The sequence below is a fragment of the Albidovulum sp. genome (assembly GCF_008933605.1).
In the GTDB taxonomy this organism is placed as follows: Bacteria; Pseudomonadota; Alphaproteobacteria; order Rhodobacterales; family Rhodobacteraceae; genus Albidovulum.
Map to the genome: position 1 here is coordinate 1 of NZ_WBUS01000058.1, position 19811 is coordinate 19811.

General features: G+C 67.6%; 18 protein-coding genes. 9 read left to right on the forward strand and 9 right to left on the reverse strand.

The window, feature by feature from the left end; all coding sequences use genetic code 11:
* From F9K34_RS09535 to F9K34_RS09545, 3 genes are all read right to left on the reverse strand, one after another.
* The coding region (locus F9K34_RS09535) for an NAD(P)/FAD-dependent oxidoreductase (protein WP_291336728.1) at positions 1 to 1141 on the reverse strand (1141 nt) is incomplete at its 3' end.
* A gap of 13 nt (positions 1142 to 1154) precedes the next feature.
* On the reverse strand, positions 1155 to 2555 hold the full coding sequence (locus F9K34_RS09540; RefSeq protein ID WP_291336729.1) for an aspartate aminotransferase family protein: 1401 nt from the start codon (positions 2553 to 2555) through the stop codon (positions 1155 to 1157).
* A gap of 142 nt (positions 2556 to 2697) precedes the next feature.
* Positions 2698 to 3366, reverse strand: coding sequence for a GntR family transcriptional regulator (locus tag F9K34_RS09545; RefSeq protein WP_291336730.1), 669 nt, complete (start codon positions 3364 to 3366; stop codon positions 2698 to 2700).
* Positions 3367 to 3546: 180 nt separating this feature from the next.
* Between F9K34_RS09545 and F9K34_RS09550 the strand changes: the two genes are divergently transcribed.
* From F9K34_RS09550 to F9K34_RS09575, 6 genes are all read left to right on the forward strand, one after another.
* Positions 3547 to 4632 carry a polyamine ABC transporter substrate-binding protein gene (locus tag F9K34_RS09550; RefSeq protein ID WP_291336731.1) on the forward strand — a complete coding sequence of 362 codons (1086 nt, stop codon included), beginning with the start codon at positions 3547 to 3549 and terminating at the stop codon, positions 4630 to 4632.
* A gap of 64 nt (positions 4633 to 4696) precedes the next feature.
* A complete protein-coding gene (locus tag F9K34_RS09555) occupies positions 4697 to 5836 on the forward strand; it encodes an ABC transporter ATP-binding protein (RefSeq protein WP_291336732.1) in 1140 nt (379 codons plus the stop codon).
* 17 nt (positions 5837 to 5853) lie between these two features.
* Entirely contained in the window at positions 5854 to 6744 is an 891-nt protein-coding gene (locus tag F9K34_RS09560) for an ABC transporter permease (RefSeq protein WP_291336744.1), read from the forward strand.
* Positions 6741 to 7562, forward strand: a complete 822-nt coding sequence (locus F9K34_RS09565; RefSeq protein ID WP_291336733.1) for an ABC transporter permease — start codon at positions 6741 to 6743, stop codon at positions 7560 to 7562. The genes F9K34_RS09560 and F9K34_RS09565 overlap by 4 nt, the downstream gene beginning before the upstream one ends.
* 7 nt (positions 7563 to 7569) lie before the next feature.
* Positions 7570 to 8904 carry an NAD(P)/FAD-dependent oxidoreductase gene (locus F9K34_RS09570; protein WP_291336734.1) on the forward strand — a complete coding sequence of 445 codons (1335 nt, stop codon included), beginning with the start codon at positions 7570 to 7572 and terminating at the stop codon, positions 8902 to 8904.
* An 86-nt stretch (positions 8905 to 8990) separates the two neighbouring features.
* Positions 8991 to 10157: a M20 aminoacylase family protein gene (locus F9K34_RS09575; protein ID WP_291336735.1), complete on the forward strand. Its 1167-nt coding sequence runs from the start codon at positions 8991 to 8993 to the stop codon at positions 10155 to 10157.
* A 27-nt stretch (positions 10158 to 10184) separates the two neighbouring features.
* Here the strand turns inward: F9K34_RS09575 and F9K34_RS09580 are convergent, their stop codons facing one another.
* From F9K34_RS09580 to glmU, 5 genes are all read right to left on the reverse strand, one after another.
* A complete protein-coding gene (locus tag F9K34_RS09580; protein ID WP_291336736.1) occupies positions 10185 to 10625 on the reverse strand; it encodes a DUF1810 domain-containing protein in 441 nt (146 codons plus the stop codon).
* A 2-nt stretch (positions 10626 to 10627) separates the two neighbouring features.
* Complete coding sequence (gene moaA / locus F9K34_RS09585) at positions 10628 to 11629, reverse strand: GTP 3',8-cyclase MoaA (RefSeq protein ID WP_291336737.1); 1002 nt, start codon at positions 11627 to 11629, stop codon at positions 10628 to 10630.
* A gap of 67 nt (positions 11630 to 11696) precedes the next feature.
* Positions 11697 to 12371 carry a DNA alkylation repair protein gene (locus tag F9K34_RS09590; RefSeq protein ID WP_291336745.1) on the reverse strand — a complete coding sequence of 225 codons (675 nt, stop codon included), beginning with the start codon at positions 12369 to 12371 and terminating at the stop codon, positions 11697 to 11699.
* Positions 12372 to 12373: 2 nt separating this feature from the next.
* Positions 12374 to 14188 carry a glutamine--fructose-6-phosphate transaminase (isomerizing) gene (gene glmS / locus F9K34_RS09595; protein ID WP_291336738.1) on the reverse strand — a complete coding sequence of 605 codons (1815 nt, stop codon included), beginning with the start codon at positions 14186 to 14188 and terminating at the stop codon, positions 12374 to 12376.
* The gene (gene glmU, locus F9K34_RS09600; RefSeq protein WP_291336739.1) at positions 14188 to 15537 is read right to left on the reverse strand and encodes a bifunctional UDP-N-acetylglucosamine diphosphorylase/glucosamine-1-phosphate N-acetyltransferase GlmU; all 1350 of its coding nucleotides are present in this window, start codon (positions 15535 to 15537) and stop codon (positions 14188 to 14190) included. Before glmU ends, glmS begins: the two co-directional genes overlap by 1 nt.
* Positions 15538 to 15658: 121 nt before the next feature.
* Here glmU and F9K34_RS09605 point away from each other — a divergent pair, with 121 nt between their 5' ends.
* Together F9K34_RS09605 and F9K34_RS09610 are read left to right on the forward strand one after the other, a co-directional pair.
* Positions 15659 to 16327, forward strand: coding sequence for an HAD-IA family hydrolase (locus F9K34_RS09605; protein ID WP_291336740.1), 669 nt, complete (start codon positions 15659 to 15661; stop codon positions 16325 to 16327).
* A complete protein-coding gene (locus F9K34_RS09610) occupies positions 16324 to 17562 on the forward strand; it encodes a DegT/DnrJ/EryC1/StrS family aminotransferase (protein ID WP_291336741.1) in 1239 nt (412 codons plus the stop codon). Before F9K34_RS09605 ends, F9K34_RS09610 begins: the two co-directional genes overlap by 4 nt.
* A gap of 71 nt (positions 17563 to 17633) precedes the next feature.
* On the opposite strand, the gene F9K34_RS09615 is transcribed toward F9K34_RS09610, so the two are convergent.
* Positions 17634 to 18089: a CreA family protein gene (locus tag F9K34_RS09615; RefSeq protein ID WP_291336742.1), complete on the reverse strand. Its 456-nt coding sequence runs from the start codon at positions 18087 to 18089 to the stop codon at positions 17634 to 17636.
* Positions 18090 to 18227: 138 nt separating this feature from the next.
* On the opposite strand from F9K34_RS09615, the gene F9K34_RS09620 reads away from it, so the two are divergent.
* Complete coding sequence (locus tag F9K34_RS09620; RefSeq protein ID WP_291336743.1) at positions 18228 to 19391, forward strand: isovaleryl-CoA dehydrogenase; 1164 nt, start codon at positions 18228 to 18230, stop codon at positions 19389 to 19391.
* Positions 19392 to 19811 lie beyond the last annotated feature (420 nt).

The window sequence follows — 19811 nt, forward strand, 5'->3', positions numbered from 1 at the left end:
GCGCCACACCGTGGCCGGAATAGCCGGACGCGGTGAGGATATTGCCCGTCAGCCGCTCGAAATGCGGCATCCGGTTTAAGGTGATGCCGAGCGTGCCGCCCCAGGCATGGGTGATCTTCGCATCCCGAAGTTGCGGGAAGATCTCCACCATCGGCTTGCGGACGAGGCGCGCGATGTCGGGAAAGCGATAGCCGTAGCTTTCGCCGCCGCCGAAGAGTAGGCGGTTGTCCTCGGAGAAGCGGAAATAGTTGATGACGAACTTGCTGTCGGCGACGGCATGGTCGGCGCTGAGCACGGCCTTGCGGGCCTCGGGCGAGAGGGGCTCGGTCGCGACGATGAAGTTGTTGATCGGCATGACGCGGGCCGCGGTCCGGGCCTCGAGGTGGCCGAGGTAGCCGTTGCAGGCGAGCAGGACGTGGCGCGCGGTGATGCGCGCGGCGTCGGTCTCCACGACGGCGGGATCGCTGTCCCCGATCCGGCGGACGGTGGAATGTTGGTGGATGCGCACGCCCGCCGCCGCCGCCGCGCGGGCGAGCCCGAGCGCGTAGCGCAGGGGATGGAGGTGGCCGCCGCCCATGTCGATGTCGCCGCCATGATAGGCCGGCGAGCCGACGAGCGCGCGCAACTCCTCGCGGTCCAGCGGGCGGATCAGGTCGTAGCCATAGTCGCGCGCCATCCTCTCCGCATAGGCGCGGGCATGGGGAACGTGGCGCGGGCGGTGGCAGGCGTGGATGATGCCGTCGGCCCAGCCGGCCTCCGGCGCATGGCGGGCGGCGAGCGCGCGGGTCAGCGCCACCGCCTCCTGTGCGAGGTCCCAGAGCGCGCGGGCGTGCGCCTTGCCCACCGTCCCTTCCAGCGCGTCCTGGTCGAGCCGCTGGCCAGTGCCGACCTGGCCGCCGTTGCGCCCCGAGGCGCCCCAGCCGACGCGATGCGCGTCGAGCAGGACGACATCGTAGCCGCGCTCGGCCAGGTGCAGGGCGGCGGACAGGCCGGTGAAGCCCCCGCCGACGATGCAGACGTCGCAGGCGAGGTCGCCCGCCGCCGCCGGGAACGGCGGAAGCGGGGCCGCCGTCTCGGCATACCAGGACCGGGGATATTCCCCGGCCCTGTCGTTTGCCGTCAGAACATCGAGGCGGGCCATCGGGCCACCGCCGTCAGGCCGCGACGAGAAGCCCGTCGGACTTCAGGCCCGCATAGCATTCGTCGAGCGACTTCGTGGCCCGTTCGATCAGAACGTCGATCTCGGACGGCGTGATTACCAGAGGCGGCGAGATGATCATCCGGTCGCCGACATGGCGCATCACGAGATTGTTGGCGAAGCAGCGCTCGCGGCAGCGCAGGCCGACCGTGCCGGCCTCGGAGGCGAACTTCGCCCGAGTCGCCTTATCGGGCGTGAGCGCGATGGAGCCCATGAGGCCGACGAGCTTGGCCTCGCCCACGAGCGGGTGATCGGCGAGCGCCTGCCAGCGTTCCATTAGGTAGGGATGGGCGACCTTCTTCACGTGATGAAGGATGTTCTCCTCCTGGATCAGTTCGAGGTTCTTCAGCGCCACGGCGGCCGCGACGGGGTGGCCGGAATAGGTGTAGCCGTGGTTGAAGTCGTCGCCCGAGCCGGCGATCGTCTCGTGCACCTCGTCGCAGATGACCGAGCCGCCGATCGGCGCGTAGCCGGACGAAAGCCCCTTGGCGATGGTCATGATGTGCGGCCGGATGCCCATCGTCTGGCTGCCGAACCAGTTGCCGGTCCGCCCGAAGCCGGTGATGACCTCGTCGGCGATGAGGAGGATGCCGTACTTGTCGCAGATCCGCTGGATCTCGGGCCAGTAGGTCGCGGGCGGCACGATCACCCCGCCGGCGCCCTGGATCGGCTCGCCAATGAAGGCGGCGACGCGGTCGGCGCCAAGCTCCTCGATCTTCGCCTCAAGCTCGCGGGCGCGCATCAGGCCGAATTCCTCGGGCGTCATGTCGCCGCCCTCGGCCCACCAGTGCGGCTGGCCGATATGCACGATGTCCGGGATCGGAAGGCCGCCCTGCGCATGCATCGGCGACATGCCGCCAAGCGAGGCGCCGCCCATGGTGGAGCCGTGGTAGCCGTTCTTGCGGCTGATGATGACCTTCTTTTCCGGCTTGCCCTTCACGTCCCAGTAGCGGCGGACGAGGCGGATGTTGGTGTCGTTCGCCTCGGAGCCGGAGCCGGCGTAGAAGACGTGGTTCAGGTCGCCGGGCGCCAGTTTCGCGATCTCGGCCGCAAGGGCGATGGCAGGGACGTGCGAGGTCTGGAAGAAGGTGTTGTAGTAGCAAAGCTCCTCGATCTGGCGCGCGGCGACCTCGGCGAGGTCCTTGCGGCCGTAGCCGACGTTCACGCACCAGAGGCCCGCCATGCCGTCGAGGATCTGGTGGCCCTCGCTGTCGGTCAGGTAGACGCCCTTCGCCCGGGTGATGATCCGCGCGCCCTTCCGCGCCAGCGCCGCGCCCTCGGTGAAGGGATGCATGTGGTGGGCGGCGTCGAGCGCCTGAAGCTCTTTCGTCGGCAGGTGGTTGGTGATCTGCGTCATGGGCTCTCTCGCGTCATTCGGGCGTCGGGGACGGTCCTGGCGCGATCCCGGCCGCATGGGCGAAGGGGAGGCGGGTCAGGCCGTGACTCGCTCTCAGGATATGATCAAAAGATTTCCTGTCAACCAAATTTGATCAAATTATTCACGCGGCGAGCGAGAGCCGCACCTGGTCGATTCCCTGTTCGATGTCTTCCTTCAGGGCACGGGACAGGGCCTCGGCATCGCCCGCGCGCATTGCCGCAAGCGCCTCGCCGTGGCGGTCGGGCAGGTTCGAGGTGCCGTAGCGTCCGCAGACGACGCGGAGCGAGGGGCCGAAACGGAGCCAGAGCGAATGCACCATCGAGAGGAGGATCGGCGCGTCCGCGCGTTCGTAGAGCGTTACGTGGAAGCGGTAGTTGCCCAGCAGATAGCGCTGCACGTCGCCCGCGGCGATGGCCTGGTCGATGTCGGCGTCGATCTGCGCCAACTCGTTGATATCCTTCGTTTCCAGACGCTTTGCCGCCATGTGGGCGAGCTTCGGCTCGATCGTGAGGCGGGCGAAGGCGATCTCGTCGAGCTGCGAGGCGGTGAGCTGGGGAACCGAGACGCGGCGGTTGCCCTGCAATTCCAGCGCGCCCTCGGCCGTCAGCTTGCGGATGGCCTCGCGCACCGGCGTCATGCCGGCATCCAGCATCGTGGTCAGGCCCTGGATCGTCACAGGCTGGCCGGGGGCGAGCTGGCCGAAGAGAATCATGTCGCGGAGACGGCAGTACGTGATTTCATGGGTTGGAACTTTTCTGGGCGACTCGTCTCTCTCACGAAGGTTTTTCATTCCCGTTCCTTGACAGGGGAGGCGCGAAAATCCGTATCTTCATAATAGATTGCGCGCCGCGGAAAAGCCATGTTGAAATGAGTCGCAAAATTTGATCAAAATGACCGAACAACAAGCGGCGGCCGCGATCGGACCGTTGAAACTGTCGGGCTGGCCACTCCAGCCCACCAAGGAGGTACTATGAGACTCAGGAAAACCATGGTGGCTGCGGCCGCACTCCTGGCGGCCGGCGCCGCCGGGGCCGAAGAGGTCCATGTCTACAACTGGTCCGACTACATCGACGAGGCGCTTCTGGCCAAGTTCGAAGAGGAGACCGGCATCAAGCTCATCTACGACGTCTTCGATTCCAACGAGATTCTCGAGACGAAGATGCTGGCCGGCGCCTCGGGCTACGACGTCGTCGTCCCGAGCGGCTCGTTCCTGCAGCGGCAGGTCCAGGCCGGCGCCTTCCAGAAGCTCGACAAGTCGAAGCTGCCGAACCTCGCCAACATGTGGGACGTGATCCAGGAGCGCACGGCGAAGTACGATCCCGGCAACGAGTACTCCATCAACTACATGTGGGGCACCACCGGCATCGGCATCAACGTCGGCAAGGTGAAGGAAGTGCTGGGCGAGGACGCGCCCGTCAACTCGCTCGCGCTCCTCTTCGATCCCGCGAACATGGAGAAGCTCGCGACCTGCGGCGTGCATGTCCTCGATGCGCCGACCGAGATCATCCCGGCCGCGCTGAAGTACATCGGCGAGGACCCGGACGCGCAGGACATTGAAACCATCGCGAAGGTGGAACCGGTCCTGACCGCGATCGCGCCCCATGTGCTGAAGTTCCATTCGTCCGAATACATCAACGCGCTTGCCAACGGCGACATCTGCATGGCCTTCGGCTGGTCGGGTGACATCCTGCAGGCGCGCGACCGGGCGGCGGAAGCCAACAACGGGGCCGAGATCGAGTATCACATCCCGAAGGAAGGCGCGCTGATGTGGTTCGACCAGATGGCGATCCCGGCCGATGCGCCGAACCCGGACGCCGCGCACAAGTTCCTGAACTTCATCATGGACGCCCAAAACGCCGCCGCCGCGTCCAACTACGTCTACTACGCGAACGGCAACAAGGCGTCGCAGGAGTTCCTGAACGAGGACGTGATCGGCGACACCGCGATCTATCCGGACGCGGAGACGACGGCGAACCTCTACACGACCTCGCCCTGGGATCCGAAGGTCAACCGCGACGTGACGCGGCTCTGGACCAAGATCAAGTCCGGCACCTGAGACCGGACAGACCCTTCGCCCCGCGCCCCACGGCGCGGGGCGTTTCACATGACGAGGGAACATCATGGCGCAACCAGCCAACCGGCCTGTCTTCGCCCCCTGGCTCGACCCCGACCAGAAGCCGCTGATCCGCTTCCAGAACGTGACGAAGAAGTTCGGCGAGTTCGTCGCGATCGACAATCTCACGCTCGACATCTTCCGGCGCGAGTTCTTCGCGCTGCTCGGGCCCTCCGGCTGCGGCAAGACCACTCTGATGCGGATGCTCGCGGGCTTCGAGACGCCGACGGACGGCACGATCCTGCTCGACGGGGTGGACCAGGCGCCGATCCCGCCGAACAGGCGGGAAACCAACATGATGTTCCAGAGCTACGCGCTCTTCCCGCATCTCACGGTCTGGGACAACATCGCCTTCGGGCTGAAGCGGTCCGACATGCCGAAGGAGAAGATTCCGGCGCGGGTGGAGGAGATGCTGCGCCTCACCCGGCTCGAGAAGTTCGCGAAGCGCAAGCCGCACCAGATCTCGGGCGGCCAGCGCCAGCGCGTGGCGCTCGCCCGCTCGCTCGCCAAGGCGCCGAAACTCCTGCTGCTCGACGAGCCCCTGGGCGCGCTCGACAAGAAGCTCCGCCAGGACACGCAGTTCGAACTGATGGACATCCAGGAAAAGACCGGCACCACCTTCGTGATCGTGACCCACGACCAGGAAGAGGCGATGACGGTGGCGAGCCGCGTCGCGGTCATGGACCACGGCAAGATGATCCAGGTCGATACGCCGGGCCGTATTTATGAAACCCCGAACTCCGTTTACGTCGCGGACTTCATCGGCGACGTGAACATCGTCGAGGGCCGCGCCACCCGCAAGGGCGACGACCGGTACGCGATCTCATGGGCCGAAGGGCAGCCCGAGATTCTCGCCACGTCCACCGAGAAGGTGGACCAGGGAACGAAGGTCTACTTCGCGATCCGCCCCGAGAAGGTCGCCATCGCCCGGGAACGTCCCGAGGGGCGTGCCAACGTGGTCGAGGGCAAGGTCCACGACATCGCCTATCTCGGCAATATCTCCACCTACAAGGTGGAGGTCGCGGGCGGACGCATGATCAAGGCGCAGGTCGCCAACGAACGGCGAATCGCGCGGCGTGACATCACCTGGGACGACCCGGTCTTCCTGTCCTTCACGGACACGGCCGGCGTCCTCCTGCTGCACTGAGGGGAGGGGCCATGAACCTGCGCCGGCTCTTCCTCATCGCCACGCCCTACGCCTGGCTCGCGTTCTTCTTCCTCGTGCCCTTCGGCATCGTCTTCAAGATCGCGCTTTCGGACTACGCGATCTCGATCCCGCCCTACACGCCGACGCTCGACCTGTCGCAGGGCTGGGCGGGGGTGAAGGAGTTCCTCGACGGGCTGGACTTCGAGAATTTCACCTTCCTCGCCTCGGACGCGCTCTACATCAAGGCCTACCTCTCGAGCCTCAAGATCGCGGCGATCTCCACCTTCATCACGCTCCTCGTCGCCTATCCGATCGCCTATGGCATGGCGCAGGCGCCCGACGAATGGCGCCCGACGCTGATGATGCTGGTCATCCTGCCGTTCTGGACCTCGTTCCTGATCCGCGTCTATTCCTGGATCGGCATCCTTTCGGGCGAGGGGTTCCTGAACCAGATCCTGATGTGGACCGGAATCATCAGCCAGCCCCTGACCATCCTGAACACCAACACGGCGGTCTACATCGGCATCGTCTATACCTACCTGCCGTTCATGATCCTGCCGATCTATGCCGCGCTCGAGAAGCTCGACATCTCGCTGATCGAGGCGGCCGAGGACCTCGGCTGCACGCGGATCCAGGCCTTCTGGCTCGTCACCTTCCCGCTGTCGCGTCCCGGCGTGATCGCGGGATGCTTCCTCGTGTTCATCCCCGCGCTCGGCGAATTCGTCATCCCCTCGATCCTTGGCGGCAACGAAACGCTGATGATCGGCAAGACGCTCTATGACGAGTTCTTCGCCAACCGCGACTGGCCGGTGGCCTCGGCGGTGGCGGTGGTGCTCCTCCTCCTGCTCATCGTTCCGATCATCCTCTTCCAGCGCAACGAACAGAAGCAGCGGGAGGCCGGGCTATGAACCGCCGCTTTTCCTGGTTCAACGCGACTTCGCTGACACTCGGCTTCGCGTTCCTCTACCTGCCGATGGTGATCCTCGTCATCTTTTCCTTCAACGCGTCGAAGCTCGTTACCGTCTGGGCGGGATTCTCGACGAAATGGTATGGCGAGCTTCTGGGCAACCAGGCCTTTCTCGACGCGGCCTGGGTGACGCTGAAGGTGGCGGTGCTGTCCTCCACCCTTGCGACGATCCTCGGCACGATGGCGGCCTACGTGCTGGTGCGGGCCGGGCGGTTCACGGGCAGGACGCTCTTTTCCGGCATGGTCTATGCGCCCATCGTCATGCCCGAGGTGATCACCGGCCTCGCCATGCTGCTCCTCTTCATCGCCATCGGCCTCGACCGGGGCGTGACCACGATCGTGCTGGCGCACACGACCTTCACGATGTGCTTCGTCTCGGTCGTCGTCTCCTCCCGGCTCGTCACCTTCGACAAGTCGCTGGAGGAGGCGGCGCTCGACCTCGGGTGCACGCCCTTCGATGCCTTCCGCTCGGTCACCCTGCCGATCATCGCGCCGGCGGTCATCTCCGGCTGGCTTCTTGCCTTTACCCTGTCGCTCGACGATCTGGTGATCGCCTCCTTCGCCGCCGGGCCTTCGTCCACCACGCTGCCGATGAAGATCTTCTCCTCGGTGCGCCTCGGGGTCAGCCCCGAGATCAACGCGCTGTCCACCATCATGATCGGCATCGTGACGGTGGGGGTGATCACCGCCTCGCTCGTGTCCAAGCGGTCGATCGCGCGGCAGCGGGCGGAGGAACAGGCAGCGGTCCGGACGACCTGAGGACAGGATGCGGCGCATCTACGAACCCCACGCCTATACCCAAGGCCCCGTGGAGCGGTGCTACTGGGACACGACCATCCCTCGACCGCCGCGCGGGGGCGCGGTGGAGGGCGAGGTCCGCGCCGAAGTGGCGGTGCTCGGCGCGGGCTTCACCGGCCTTTCGGCCGCGCTGCATCTGGCGCGCGATGCCGGCGCCGACGTGGCGGTGGTGGAGGCCGAAGGCATCGGCTGGGGCGCCTCGGGCCGCAACGGCGGCTTCGCTTCCATCGGCGGCACCAAGGCCGACGTCGCCACCCTCCGGCACCGCTTCGGCCAGGCGGGGCTCGATGAATGGCATGGCGTGCAGAAGGAAACGCCCGATGCCGTGCGCGAGATCCTCGCCCGCTACGGGATCGCCGCCGACGCCCATTCCCACGAAGGCGAGATGGCCCTGGCGCATTCCGCCCGCGAATTCGAGATCCTGAAGGACGACGTGGTCGAAATTCCCCGCGACTACGGCGTGAAGGCCGAGCTTTTCGGGCCGGCCGACCTTGCCGTCATCGGCATGGGCGGCACGGGCTTTCACGGCGGGCTCAGGATGGAACTGGGCTTCGCGCTCAACCCGCTGAAATACGTCCTCGGGCTCGGTCAGGCCGCCAAGTCAGAAGGCGTGCGCATCTACGAGAACTCGCCCGTCGAGGGCATTTCGCGGGAGGGGGGCGACTACGTGCTCCGCACCGCGCGCGGGCGGCTCAGGGCGAAGAAACTCATTGTCGCGACGAACGGATATTCGTCCGAGGACGTGCCCGACTGGATGGCCGGGCGCTATCTGCCGGCGCAGTCGGCGATCCTCGTCACCCGCGAACTGACGGCGGAGGAGATCGCGTCTCAGGGCTGGTCGTCGCAGACCATGTCCTACGACACGCGCAGGCTCCTCCATTACTTCCGGCTGATGCCGAACCGCCGCTTCCTCTTCGGTCTTCGCGGCGGTACCAGCGCGGGGCCGGCCGCGCAGGAGGCCATGCGCGCCCATGCGCGGGCCGACTTCGAGGCGATGTTCCCGGCCTGGGCGAAGGTGGAGACCCCGCATTTCTGGTCCGGCTTCGTCTGCCTCACGCGGCCGCTCACGCCCTATGTCGGGCCGATCGGTGACTGGCCGAACGCCTGGGCCGGCTTTGCATGGCACGGCAACGGCGTCGCGCTCGGCACCTGGTCGGGCGGGTTGCTGGCGCGGCTGGCCACCGGACAGGGCAGGGCGCCGGCCGTCATGGCACAACCGCCCGCGCGCTTTCCCTTCGGCGCGCTCCGCCGCCTGCTCCTGCCGCTCGCCTATACCTGGTACGGGATCCGCGACCGGGCCTGAGCCCCCTTGCGGAGTGGCGCCGATTGGCCGACGATCCCAGCCGGGTGCATCCTTGCGCCCCGATCACTCACAGGGATGACCGACCGATGCCCGTCAAGAACCGCTTTGCCGAACTCCTGCCCGAGATCACCGCCTGGCGCCGCGACCTCCACGAGAACCCCGAGCTTCTCTTCGAGGTCCATCGCACAGCCGGAAAGGTCGCCGACCTCCTGCGCGGCTTCGGCTGCGACGAGGTGGTGGAGGGGATCGGCCAGACCGGCGTCGTCGGCGTGATCCGCGGCCGGACCGATACGAAGGGCCGGGTGATCGGGCTCAGGGCCGACATGGACGCGCTGCCGATCATCGAGCAGACGGGGCTGCCCTATGCATCGAAGACGCAGGGCAAGATGCATGCCTGCGGCCACGACGGCCATACCGCCATGCTGCTCGGCGCGGCGAAGTACCTCGCCGAGACGCGCAACTTCGACGGCACGGCCGTCGTGATCTTCCAGCCCGCCGAGGAGGGCGGTGGCGGCGGCCGCGAGATGGTCAAGGACGGGATGATGGAACGGTGGGGCATCCAGGAAGTCTACGGAATGCACAACATGCCCGGCATCCCGGTCGGGACCTTCGCGATCCGCGAGGGCGCGATGATGGCGGCAGCCGACCAGTTCGACGTGATCGTGACCGGCAAGGGCGGCCATGCGGCGAAGCCCCACGACTGCATCGATACGACGCTGGTGGCGGCCCATATCGTTCTCGCGCTACAGTCCATCGCCTCGCGCAATGTCGATCCGCTGAAGCAGGTCGTCGTCTCCGTCTGCACCTTCCGCACCGAGAGCGAGGCCTACAACGTGATTCCTCAGACCGTGCACCTGAAGGGCACCGTGCGGACCATGGATCATGGCGTCCAGGATTTTGTCGAGGCGCGGGTGAAGACCATCTGCGAGGCGACCGCGCTCGCCTTCGGCGCCACGGCCTCGGTCGACTACCGCCGCGGCTATCCGGTGACGATGAACACGCCGGCAAACACCGGGTTTGCCGCCGAGGTCGCGCGCGCGGTCTCGGGCAAGGTCGACACCGACACGGCGCCGCTCATGGGGGCAGAGGATTTCAGCTTCATGCTGAACGAACGGCCCGGCGCCTACATCTTCCTCGGCAACGGTGACACCGCGATGGTGCATCATCCGGCCTACAACTTCGACGACAACGCGATCCCCTTCGGGTCGAGCTGGTATGCCGGGATGGTCGAGACGCGGATGCCCGCAGCGTGACGGCCCCCGCAGGCAGGGCGGTCGCCGCTAGTCCGGTGTCAGCGCCCGCGCGAGAAACCCGAGCGTGAGCGCACAGGGTTCCCCGCCGTAGAAGGCGTCGAGTACGCGTTCCATCCGCGCGCCAGTCTCCGTGCCTTCTCCGGCAAGGGCGAAGAGCGTGGCCGAGGAACGCAGCTTCAGCGCGTCCACCGTGCCGAGGATCGTCTGCGCCGGCTCGTCCGCATGGGCGAGGATGGCGTCGGCGCAGGTGTCGAGCCGGTCGCGGAGTACGGGGTCGGCGAGATAGCTGCGCGCCTCGGCAAGATCGGCGATGCCGAAGTGCAGCGCCGTGGCGGATCGACCGAGCGCGGCCAGTTGCGGAAAGATGAACCACATCCAGTGGCTGAGCTTCCGCCCGGACCGCAATTCGGCAAGCGCGGTGGCGAAGCTCCCTGCCTGCGCATCGTGGAACCGGGCGAGGTCGGGCATCCTCAGCCCCCGGTATGGCTCATATGACGCGAGACCTGACCCGCAACCTTCTGGCGGGAATAGTCGAAGTCGTGGCCCTTTGGCTTGCGCGCGATGGCCGCGCGGATCGCCTGCTCCAGAAGCTCGTCGCCCTCGCTGGCGCGCAGGGGCGCACGCAGGTCGGCCATGTCCTCCTGCCCGAGGCACATGTAAAGCTCGCCGGTGCAGGTGACCCGCACGCGGTTGCAGCTTTCGCAGAAGTTGTGGGTCAGGGGGGTGATGAAGCCGACCTTCTGGCCGGTCTCCTCGATCCGAACGTAGCGGGCCGGGCCGCCGGTGCGTTCGGCGAGGTCGGTGAGCGTGAAGCGTTCGGCGAGCCGCGCGCGCAGGTCCTTCAACGGCCAGTACTGGTCGAGCCGCATCTCCTCGCCCATCTCGCCCATCGGCATGACCTCGATGAAGGTCAGGTCGTGGCCCTCACCGGCGCACCAGTCGAGAAGCGAGAACAGCTCGTCCTCGTTGAAGCCCTTCAGCGCCACGGCGTTGATCTTGACCCGCAGGCCCGCCTTCGTCGCCGCGCGGATACCCTGCATCACCTGGTCGAGGCGTCCCCAGCGGGTGATCGCGGCGAACTTCGCCGGATCGAGCGTGTCGAGCGAGACGTTGACGCGCCGCACCCCGAGCGCGGCGAGGTCGTCGGCGAAGCGCGCAAGCTGGGAGCCGTTCGTGGTCAGCGTCAGTTCCTTCAGCGCGCCGCTTTCCAGGTGCCGCGAGATCGAGCGGAAGAAGGTCAGGATGTCGCGCCGCACCAGCGGCTCGCCGCCGGTGATCCTGAGCTTCTCTACACCCAGGCGGATGAAGGTGGAACAGAGACGGTCCAGCTCCTCCAGCGTCAGAAGGTCCTTCTTCGGCAGGAACTGCATGTGCTCGGCCATGCAGTAGGTGCAGCGGAAGTCGCAGCGGTCCGTGACGGATACACGCAGGTAGGTGATCGCGCGGGCGAAGGGGTCTATGAGCGGCGCCATGGGGGAAAGGTAAGCCGCGACGGGGGCGCCGGCAAGGGGTGCGGGCCGCTCCCTTCGTCGCAGGGGCTCAGAGATACTTCCCCGCCTCCTTCCGCGCAAAGGGCTTCAGCCGGGCGCCATGCGCGGCGAGGAAGGCGCGGGTGCGGTCCGGGTCGTGCTTCGAGAGGTCGCGCAGCCACCAGGCGACCGCCTTCTGGATGAACCAGTCCCGGTCGTCGGCGTAGGTCGCGGCCCAGCCGAGGACGCGGTCGCGGATGGCGAGGTCCCGGGGCTTCGGGAAGTTCTGCTTCGTCCAGGGCAGCGTGATGACCAGCGCGGCGCGGCGCGTCCACATGTGGGGTGAGCGGGTCCAGCCTTCCACCTCGTCGAGGCGGGAGGGGTCGGCCACGAGCCGCCGCTCGCCCGCATCGCAGGCATGGTCGGCGATGGCCCAGCCGTCGAACTCCGGCACCCAGGAGGCGATGAGCCGCCAGACCGGCCCGTCGTCGCGGATGCGTGCCTGGGTCAGGAGCCTTGCGGCGGCGATCCGCGCCTCGTGAATGTCGCTTCGCCAGAGCGCCCCGGCCAGCGCCACCCGGCCGGACAGGTCGAGCGCCTCGCGCCAGCCCTTCGCCAGATCGGCGACCGCCGGCACCGGAACCCCGAGATACTCGCGGTCGGCCTTGTGGTAGGCCGCGGCGCCGGCGGCGCGCCCGGGATCGGCCAGCGCCCGCAGGTCCGCCAGCGCGGAGTCGGGCGTCACGCTCACTCCACCGTCACCGATTTGGCCAGGTTGCGCGGCTGGTCCACATCGGTCCCCTTGGCGACGGCGGCGTGATAGGCCAGAAGCTGCGCCGGGATCGCATAGAGGATCGGGACGAGGAGCGCCGGCGCCTCGGGCATCGTGAGGACCTTCCAGGTTCCCTCGCCCGCTTCCTTCGCCCCTGCCGGATCGGTGACGAGCACGACCTTGCCGTGACGCGCCATCACCTCCTGCATGTTCGACACGGTCTTGTCGAAGAGCCGGTCGCGCGGCGCCAGAACGATCACCGGCACGGTCTTGTCGATGAGCGCGATCGGGCCGTGCTTGAGTTCGCCAGAAGCATAACCTTCGGCATGTATATAGCTGATTTCCTTCAACTTCAGCGCGCCCTCCAGCGCCAGGGGGAACATCGCGCCGCGGCCGAGGAAGAGGACATCCTGCGCCTCGGCGACGGCGGCGGCCGCCACCGCGATGGAGGGTTCGCGGGACAGCGCCTGGTTCATCAGCCCCGGCAGCGCGGCGAGGTCGGCAAGGTGCTGCCCCAGGGTCGCGTCGTCGATCCGGCCCCGCTGCCGGGCCGCCTGGAGCGCGAGCAGCAGCAGGACGTGAAGCTGGCAGGTGAAGGCCTTGGTCGAGGCTACGCCCACCTCGACCCCGGCGAGGATCGGCAGCGCCACGTCCGCCTCGCGCGCGATGGAGGAGGTGGGCACGTTGACGATGGCAAGGACCTTCGCCACCTTGCCCGCAGCGTAGCGCAGTGCCGCGAGCGTGTCCGCGGTCTCGCCCGACTGACTGACGAAGATCGCGTAGGAGTTCTCGGGCAGCGGCGGTTCGCGGTAACGGAACTCCGAGCCGATATCGACCTCGCAGGGCAGTCCGGCGAGGGTCTCGAACCAGTACTTCGCGGTGAGGCACGCGAAATAGGCCGTGCCGCAGGCGACGAGCGTCAGTCGGCCGACGCCCGCGAAGTCGAGCCCGGCGGGAAGGTCGATCGTGCCCCCCGCGGTGTAGTGGCTGATGGCGTCGGCCAGCACCACGGGCTGCTCGGCGATCTCCTTGGCCATGAAGTGCTTGTAGCCCGCCTTCTCGATCCGGGTCTGGTCGAGCTGGATGCGCGTCACCTCGCGGTTGGCACGCTCCCCGGCGGCATTGAAGATCTCGACCCCCTCGCGGGTGACGAAGGCGAAGTCGCCCTCGTCGAGGTAGGTGATCCGGTCGGTCATGGGCGCGAGCGCGATGGCGTCCGAGCCCACGAACATCTCGCCCTCGCCATAGCCGATGGCGAGCGGGGAGCCCTTGCGCGCGGCGACCATGAGGTTTTCCTCGCCGTCGAAGAGGAAGAGCAGCGCGAAGGCGCCCTCCAGCCGGGCAAGCGTGGCCTTTGCCGCCTCGCGCGGGGGCAATCCGGCGTCGATGAAGGAACGCGCGAGGATCGCCACCGTCTCGGTGTCGGTCTCGGTCTCGCAGGTCAGCCCCTTGGCGGCGAGTTCGGCACGCAGTTCGCGGAAGTTCTCGATGATGCCGTTGTGGACGACCGCGACGGGGCCGGAGCGGTGCGGGTGGGCGTTGACCACGGTCGCGGCGCCGTGCGTCGCCCATCGCGTATGGCCGATCCCGGCCTTGCCGGCGAGGGGCTCGTGGACGAGGAGGTCCGAGAGGTTGACGAGCTTGCCGACCGCGCGCCTGCGGTCGAGCCGGCCATGGTTCACCGTCGCGATCCCGGCGGAGTCGTAGCCACGGTATTCCAGCCGCTTCAGCGCCTCGACGAGAATCGGCGCAACCTCATGGTGCCCGAGCACCCCGACAATACCGCACATTATTCTGTCTCTTTCCGCCTGCTGGCCTTGATCGCCTTCAGCTTTTCGAACAATTTCACCGCCAGGCCCGGCTTGAGCACCTGCCGCGCCCGGCCGATGGCGACCGCATCGTCGGGCACGTCCTCGGTGATGACGGAGCCCGAGCCCGTGAGTGCCCGCGCACCCACCCTGACCGGGGCGACCAGCATCGTGTCCGAGCCGATGAAGGCACGTTCGCCGATTTCCGTTCGGTGCTTCATCACGCCATCGTAGTTGCAGGTGATCGTGCCCGCGCCGATGTTCGCGTGCGCTCCGACCGAGGCATCGCCGAGGTAGCTGAGGTGGCCGACCTTCACGCCCTCGTCGAGGATCGCGTTCTTGATCTCGACGAAGTTGCCGACATGGACATCCTCGGCCAGTTCTGCGCCGGGGCGCAGCCGGGCGAAGGGCCCGACGCGCGCCCCGCGCGAGATGTGGCAGCCTTCGAGATGGCAGAAGGGCAGGATCTCGGCTTCCGATTCCACGGTCACGCCGGGGCCGAAAAAGACATTCGGCCCGATCACCGTCTCGCGCCCGACCACGGTGTCGAAGGCGAAGAAGACCGTTTCCGGCGCGGTCAGGGTCACGCCATCTTCCATCATCTCGGCACGCTTGCGCGCCTGGAAGATGCGCTCGGCCGCGGCGAGGTCGGCGCGCGTGTTGACGCCGAGCGTCTCGGCCTCGGAACAGGTGACGACCTCGGCGGTCAGCCCCGCGGCCCGGGCGGCGGCGACGATGTCGGTCAGGTAGAACTCGCCCGAGGCATTCCTGTCGTCGAGCCCGGCCACGAGCCGGCGCAACAGCGCCGCCTCGGCCGCGATGACACCGCTGTTGCAGAGCGTGATCGCCCGCTGGTCCTTGTTCGCGTCCTTCCACTCGACGATGCCGTAGAGGTGCCCGCCATGGGTGACGAGCCGCCCGTAGCGGCCGGGTTCGGCCGCCTCGAAGCCAAGCACGACCACGTCCGAGGAGGCTGCGAGCATCGCCTCCAGCGTCCCGGTCCGGATGAACGGCGTGTCGCCGAAGAGCACGATGACACGCCCCTCGAAACCCTCGAGCAGCGGCAGCGCCGCGGCGACGGCGTGCCCAGTGCCGCGCTGTTCGGCCTGATGGGCGATTTCCACCGTCTCGTCATGGGCGCGTGCGGCGGCCGCGACCGCGTCTGCGCCATGGCCGGTGACGACGATCATCCGGTCCGCCGCGATCGTCGCCCCGGCAGTCATCGCGTGGACCAGGAGCGGCGCGCCGGCGACCTCGTGCAGGACTTTCGGCAGGTCGGAATTCATCCGCGTGCCCTGTCCGGCGGCAAGAATGATGAGCGCTGTGGCCATGAATGTGCTTTCCTCGAACGTCGGCCCGTTTTAACCAAGGCCCCGTGGGCCGGAAAGAGGGTGAGGATCAATCATCCTTTCGGCAGGTTACAATCGCGACTTCGCACGGGGTCTTTGCCGCATGCGCACGGTGATCTTCGATCTGGACGGTACGCTCGCCGATACCTCGGCCGATCTCGTCGCGGCGGCGAACGCCTGCTTCCGCGACCTCGGCCACGGCGATCTGCTCGACCCGGTCGGCGATGCTTTGACCGCTTTCCATGGCGGACGCGCGATGCTGCGCCTAGGCTTTTCTCGGCTGGGCATCCCCGGTGAGGCCGCGGTGGACCGCGAGTACGCGCGGCTTCTCGCCTTCTACGAGGCGGGCATCGACCGCGAGACCGTGCTCTACCCCGGCGCCGTCCTGGCGGTGGAGGCGCTGCGGCAGGCCGGCTTCATCACCGGGATCTGCACCAACAAGCCCGAACGGCTGGCCGCGATCCTGCTCGACCGGCTCGGCGTGCGCCACCTCTTCGGCTCGCTCGTTGGCGCTGACACGCTGCCCGTCCGCAAGCCCGACCCCGCGCCCTACCGCGCCTCGGTCGAACGCGCGGGCGGGGCCGTCTCGCGGTCCATGCTGATCGGCGACACGGAGACCGACCGCCGGACGGCCGAAGCCGCCGGCGTGCCGGTGGCACTCGTCACCTTCGGGCCCGAGGGGCGCGGGGTGGCGCGGCTTTCCCCCGAGGCGCTTCTCGAACGGTTCGACGACCTGCCGGCACTCGCCCTGCGGACGCTGGGGGACGCATGAGCGACCGCGCTGAGGCCGAAACCTTCACCGGCAGCTTCACCCAGCAGGAGCCGCTGCCGGAGGCCGCCATCGCCGCCGCGCTCCGCGTGATGCAACACGGGCGGCTCCACCGCTACAACACCGCGGAGGGCGAGATCGCGGAGACAGCCCTCCTCGAGGAGGAATTCGCGGCCTTCACGGGGGCGAAATACTGCCTTGCCGTGGCCTCGGGCGGCTACGCGCTCGGCTGCGCTCTTAGGGCGCTCGGCATCGGCCCCGGCGACCCGGTGCTCACCAACGCCTTCACCTTGGCCCCGGTGCCGGGCGCCATCGCCGCCCTTGGCGCCACGCCCGTCTTCGTCGAGACGACCGAGGCGCTCACCATCGACATGGACGACCTCGCCGCCAAGGCGCCCGGCGCGAAGGCGCTCCTTCTTTCCCACATGCGCGGCCATATCTGCGACATGGACCGGCTGATGGCGGTCTGCGACGCGGCCGGCCTGCCCGTGGTCGAGGATTGCGCCCATACGATGGGGGCCGCCTGGAAGGGCGTGCCCTCGGGCCGGCACGGGGTCATGGGCTGCTATTCGACCCAGACCTACAAGCACATGAACTCCGGCGAGGGCGGGCTCATCGTCTCGGACGACGCGGACCTCATGGCGCGGGCGATCCTGCTTTCCGGCAGCTACATGCTCTACCCCCGCCACCGCGCCGCGCCGCCGCCCGAGGCCTTCGAGGCGGTGAGATATCTCACCCCGAACGTCTCCGGGCGGATGGACAACCTGCGAGCCGCGATCCTGCGCCCGCAGCTTGCCGACCTGCCGCGCCAGTGCGCGCGCTGGAACGCCCTCTACCGGGTGATGGAGGCGGGGCTTGCGGGCACGCCGGGTCTCCGGCTCATCGAACGGCCAGCGGGCGAGGACTACGTCGCCTCGTCGTTCCAGTTCCTCCTGCCCGACTGGCCCGCCGGACGCGTGCGCGCGCTGCTCGCCCGCGCGGCCGCGCGCGGGGTGGAACTGAAGTGGTTCGGCGCGGCTGAGCCCCAGGGCTTCACCTCGCGCCACGAGTCCTGGCGCTATGCCCCGGCGCAGCAACTGCCCGCGACCGACCGCATCCTCGCGGGTCTCATCGATCTGCGCCTGCCGCTCACCTTCAGCGAGGCCGACGTGGCGTTCATCGCGCGCATCCTGCGCGAGGAGGTCGCGGCCGTCTTCCAGTCGGGCGAGGAACTGGCCGAGGCGCCCGCCGCCGACTGACCTCCGCGCCGCGTTGTTGCCGAACCGCTCCGGGGCGGAACCGGCCGACGGGAGAGAGGCGGCAGCGCCCGCTATTGGCCCACGTCGTAGAGCGGCACGGTCGAGATCGACATCTTGCCGGACCCTTGCGTCAGTTCCGAGGCATGGGCGAGATAGATCAGCGTGTTGTTCGCCTCGTCGAAGATCCGCGTCACCTGCAGCGACTTGAAGATTAGCGAAGTGCGTTCGGAAAAGATGCTTTCGCCATCCGCGCCGCGATCTATGTCGCCGAGCGTGATCGGTCCGGTCTGGCGGCAGTCGAGCGCGGAATAGGACGGGTCCTCGAACCAGTTGCCCTGGCTGAGGCGGTCGAGCACGGAGCGGTCGAAGTAGGCGACATGGCAGGTCACGCCCTGCACCCTGGGGTCGGGGATCGCCTCGATGACGATGTCGTTGCCGACCCAGTCGACGCCGACCTTGCCCACGACCTCGGCCCCGGCGGGAAAGGCCGCGGGCAGGGCGGCGGCGAGGAGAAGGGCGAGACGCATGGGACAACCTCCGGAACGTGGCCTGGGCGCGACCATGCCACAACGCCCGCGCCGACCCAAGCGTTCCCCGGCCTCTTGACCCGACTCACCGGATGGGCCTATGAATTGAACATACGTTCATTTCTTCGGGGGCACCGGATGTTCACCGCGTCGATGAAATTCCACCTGGGCGAGGAAATCGAGGCGCTGCGCGACATGGTGCACCGCTGGGCGCAGGAGCGGGTGAAGCCGCTTGCGGCCGAGGTCGACCGCAGCAATCACTTCCCGGCCGATCTCTGGCGCGAGATGGGCGATCTCGGCCTTCTCGGGATCACGGTGCCCGAGGAGTACGGCGGCGCGGGGATGGGCTATCTCGCCCATGTGATCGCGTTGGAGGAAATCGCCCGCGCCTCGGCGTCCGTCAGCCTCTCCTACGGCGCGCATTCCAACCTCTGCGTGAACCAGATCAAGCTCAACGGCAGCGAGGCGCAGAAGCGGAAATACCTGCCCGGCCTCATCTCGGGCGCGCACGTGGGCGCGCTCGCCATGTCCGAGGCGGGGGCGGGATCGGACGTCGTCTCGATGAAGCTCCGCGCCGAGAAGCGGAACGGCCATTACCTGCTGAACGGCACCAAGTTCTGGATCACCAACGGGCCAGATGCCGACACGCTGGTGGTCTATGCCAAGACCGACCCCGAGGCCGGGTCGAAGGGGATCACCGCCTTCCTCGTCGAGAAGACCTTCAAGGGCTTCTCGACCTCGAAGCACTTCGACAAGCTCGGCATGCGCGGCTCGAACACGGCGGAACTCATCTTCGAGGATGTCGAGGTGCCGTTCGAGAACGTGCTCGGGCAGGAGGGGAAGGGCGTGCGCGTCCTCATGTCCGGCCTCGACTACGAGCGCGTGGTGCTTTCCGGCATCGGCACCGGCATCATGGCCGCCTGCCTCGATGAGGTCATGCCCTACCTCGCCCAGCGCAAGCAGTTCGGCCAGCCCATCGGGTCGTTCCAGCTGATGCAGGGCAAGATCGCCGACATGTACACCAAGATGAACTCCGCCCGCGCCTATGTCTACGAGGTCGCCCGCGCCTGCGACCGCGGCGAGGTCACGCGCCAGGACGCCGCCGCCTGCGTGCTCTATGCCTCGGAAGAGGCGATGACGGTCGCGCATCAGGCGGTGCAGGCGATGGGCGGCATGGGCTTCATGAACGAAACCCCCGTTTCCCGCATCTTCCGCGACGCCAAGCTGATGGAGATCGGCGCGGGGACGAGCGAGATCCGGCGGATGCTGATCGGGCGGGAGTTGATGGGGGCGGGGAGTTGACAGGAACAGCCTGTGGCTACACTTGCCCGTCGTGCCGCGCACTGCTGCCTATATGGCGGACTTTCGCTTCAGCCCACATCTTCATGGGGATGAGCATGCGCGACGGCGTTGCCTGTTCAGGTTGCGCCAGAAAGATCAGGATTCGTGGTAGTTACTGGGCGCAGTCCACAGCTGTCTTCATTTTTTGCCCTTCCATTCGCCGTGCTGATCTTCCTCCTGTTCTTGCTGATCGGCGGCTGGTGGCTGACTCCCTTGTTTGCCGCTGGCGTCCTCGCTGCGAACCTTTTCGTAGCGCGGCTATGCGGACTCGAGGTTGTGGAATGAAACTCCGCTCCTCCGTCCTTCCCTCGGCGGATGAGCGTCGTTCGATGCGTCCCGCCCGGGGGAACCCCGGGCAGCGCCCGACCCGCCCCCCCGGGG

Coding starts and splice junctions, on each gene's coding strand:
- F9K34_RS09540 (WP_291336729.1), bottom strand. CDS start 2,555: ATGACGCAGATCACCAACCACCTGCCGACGAAAGAGCTTCAGGCGCTC.
- F9K34_RS09545 (WP_291336730.1), bottom strand. CDS start 3,366: ATGAAAAACCTTCGTGAGAGAGACGAGTCGCCCAGAAAAGTTCCAACC.
- F9K34_RS09550 (WP_291336731.1), top strand. CDS start 3,547: ATGAGACTCAGGAAAACCATGGTGGCTGCGGCCGCACTCCTGGCGGCC.
- F9K34_RS09555 (WP_291336732.1), top strand. CDS start 4,697: ATGGCGCAACCAGCCAACCGGCCTGTCTTCGCCCCCTGGCTCGACCCC.
- F9K34_RS09565 (WP_291336733.1), top strand. CDS start 6,741: ATGAACCGCCGCTTTTCCTGGTTCAACGCGACTTCGCTGACACTCGGC.
- F9K34_RS09570 (WP_291336734.1), top strand. CDS start 7,570: ATGCGGCGCATCTACGAACCCCACGCCTATACCCAAGGCCCCGTGGAG.
- F9K34_RS09575 (WP_291336735.1), top strand. CDS start 8,991: ATGCCCGTCAAGAACCGCTTTGCCGAACTCCTGCCCGAGATCACCGCC.
- F9K34_RS09580 (WP_291336736.1), bottom strand. CDS start 10,625: ATGCCCGACCTCGCCCGGTTCCACGATGCGCAGGCAGGGAGCTTCGCC.
- moaA (WP_291336737.1), bottom strand. CDS start 11,629: ATGGCGCCGCTCATAGACCCCTTCGCCCGCGCGATCACCTACCTGCGT.
- glmS (WP_291336738.1), bottom strand. CDS start 14,188: ATGTGCGGTATTGTCGGGGTGCTCGGGCACCATGAGGTTGCGCCGATT.
- glmU (WP_291336739.1), bottom strand. CDS start 15,537: ATGGCCACAGCGCTCATCATTCTTGCCGCCGGACAGGGCACGCGGATG.
- F9K34_RS09605 (WP_291336740.1), top strand. CDS start 15,659: ATGCGCACGGTGATCTTCGATCTGGACGGTACGCTCGCCGATACCTCG.
- F9K34_RS09610 (WP_291336741.1), top strand. CDS start 16,324: ATGAGCGACCGCGCTGAGGCCGAAACCTTCACCGGCAGCTTCACCCAG.
- F9K34_RS09615 (WP_291336742.1), bottom strand. CDS start 18,089: ATGCGTCTCGCCCTTCTCCTCGCCGCCGCCCTGCCCGCGGCCTTTCCC.
- F9K34_RS09620 (WP_291336743.1), top strand. CDS start 18,228: ATGTTCACCGCGTCGATGAAATTCCACCTGGGCGAGGAAATCGAGGCG.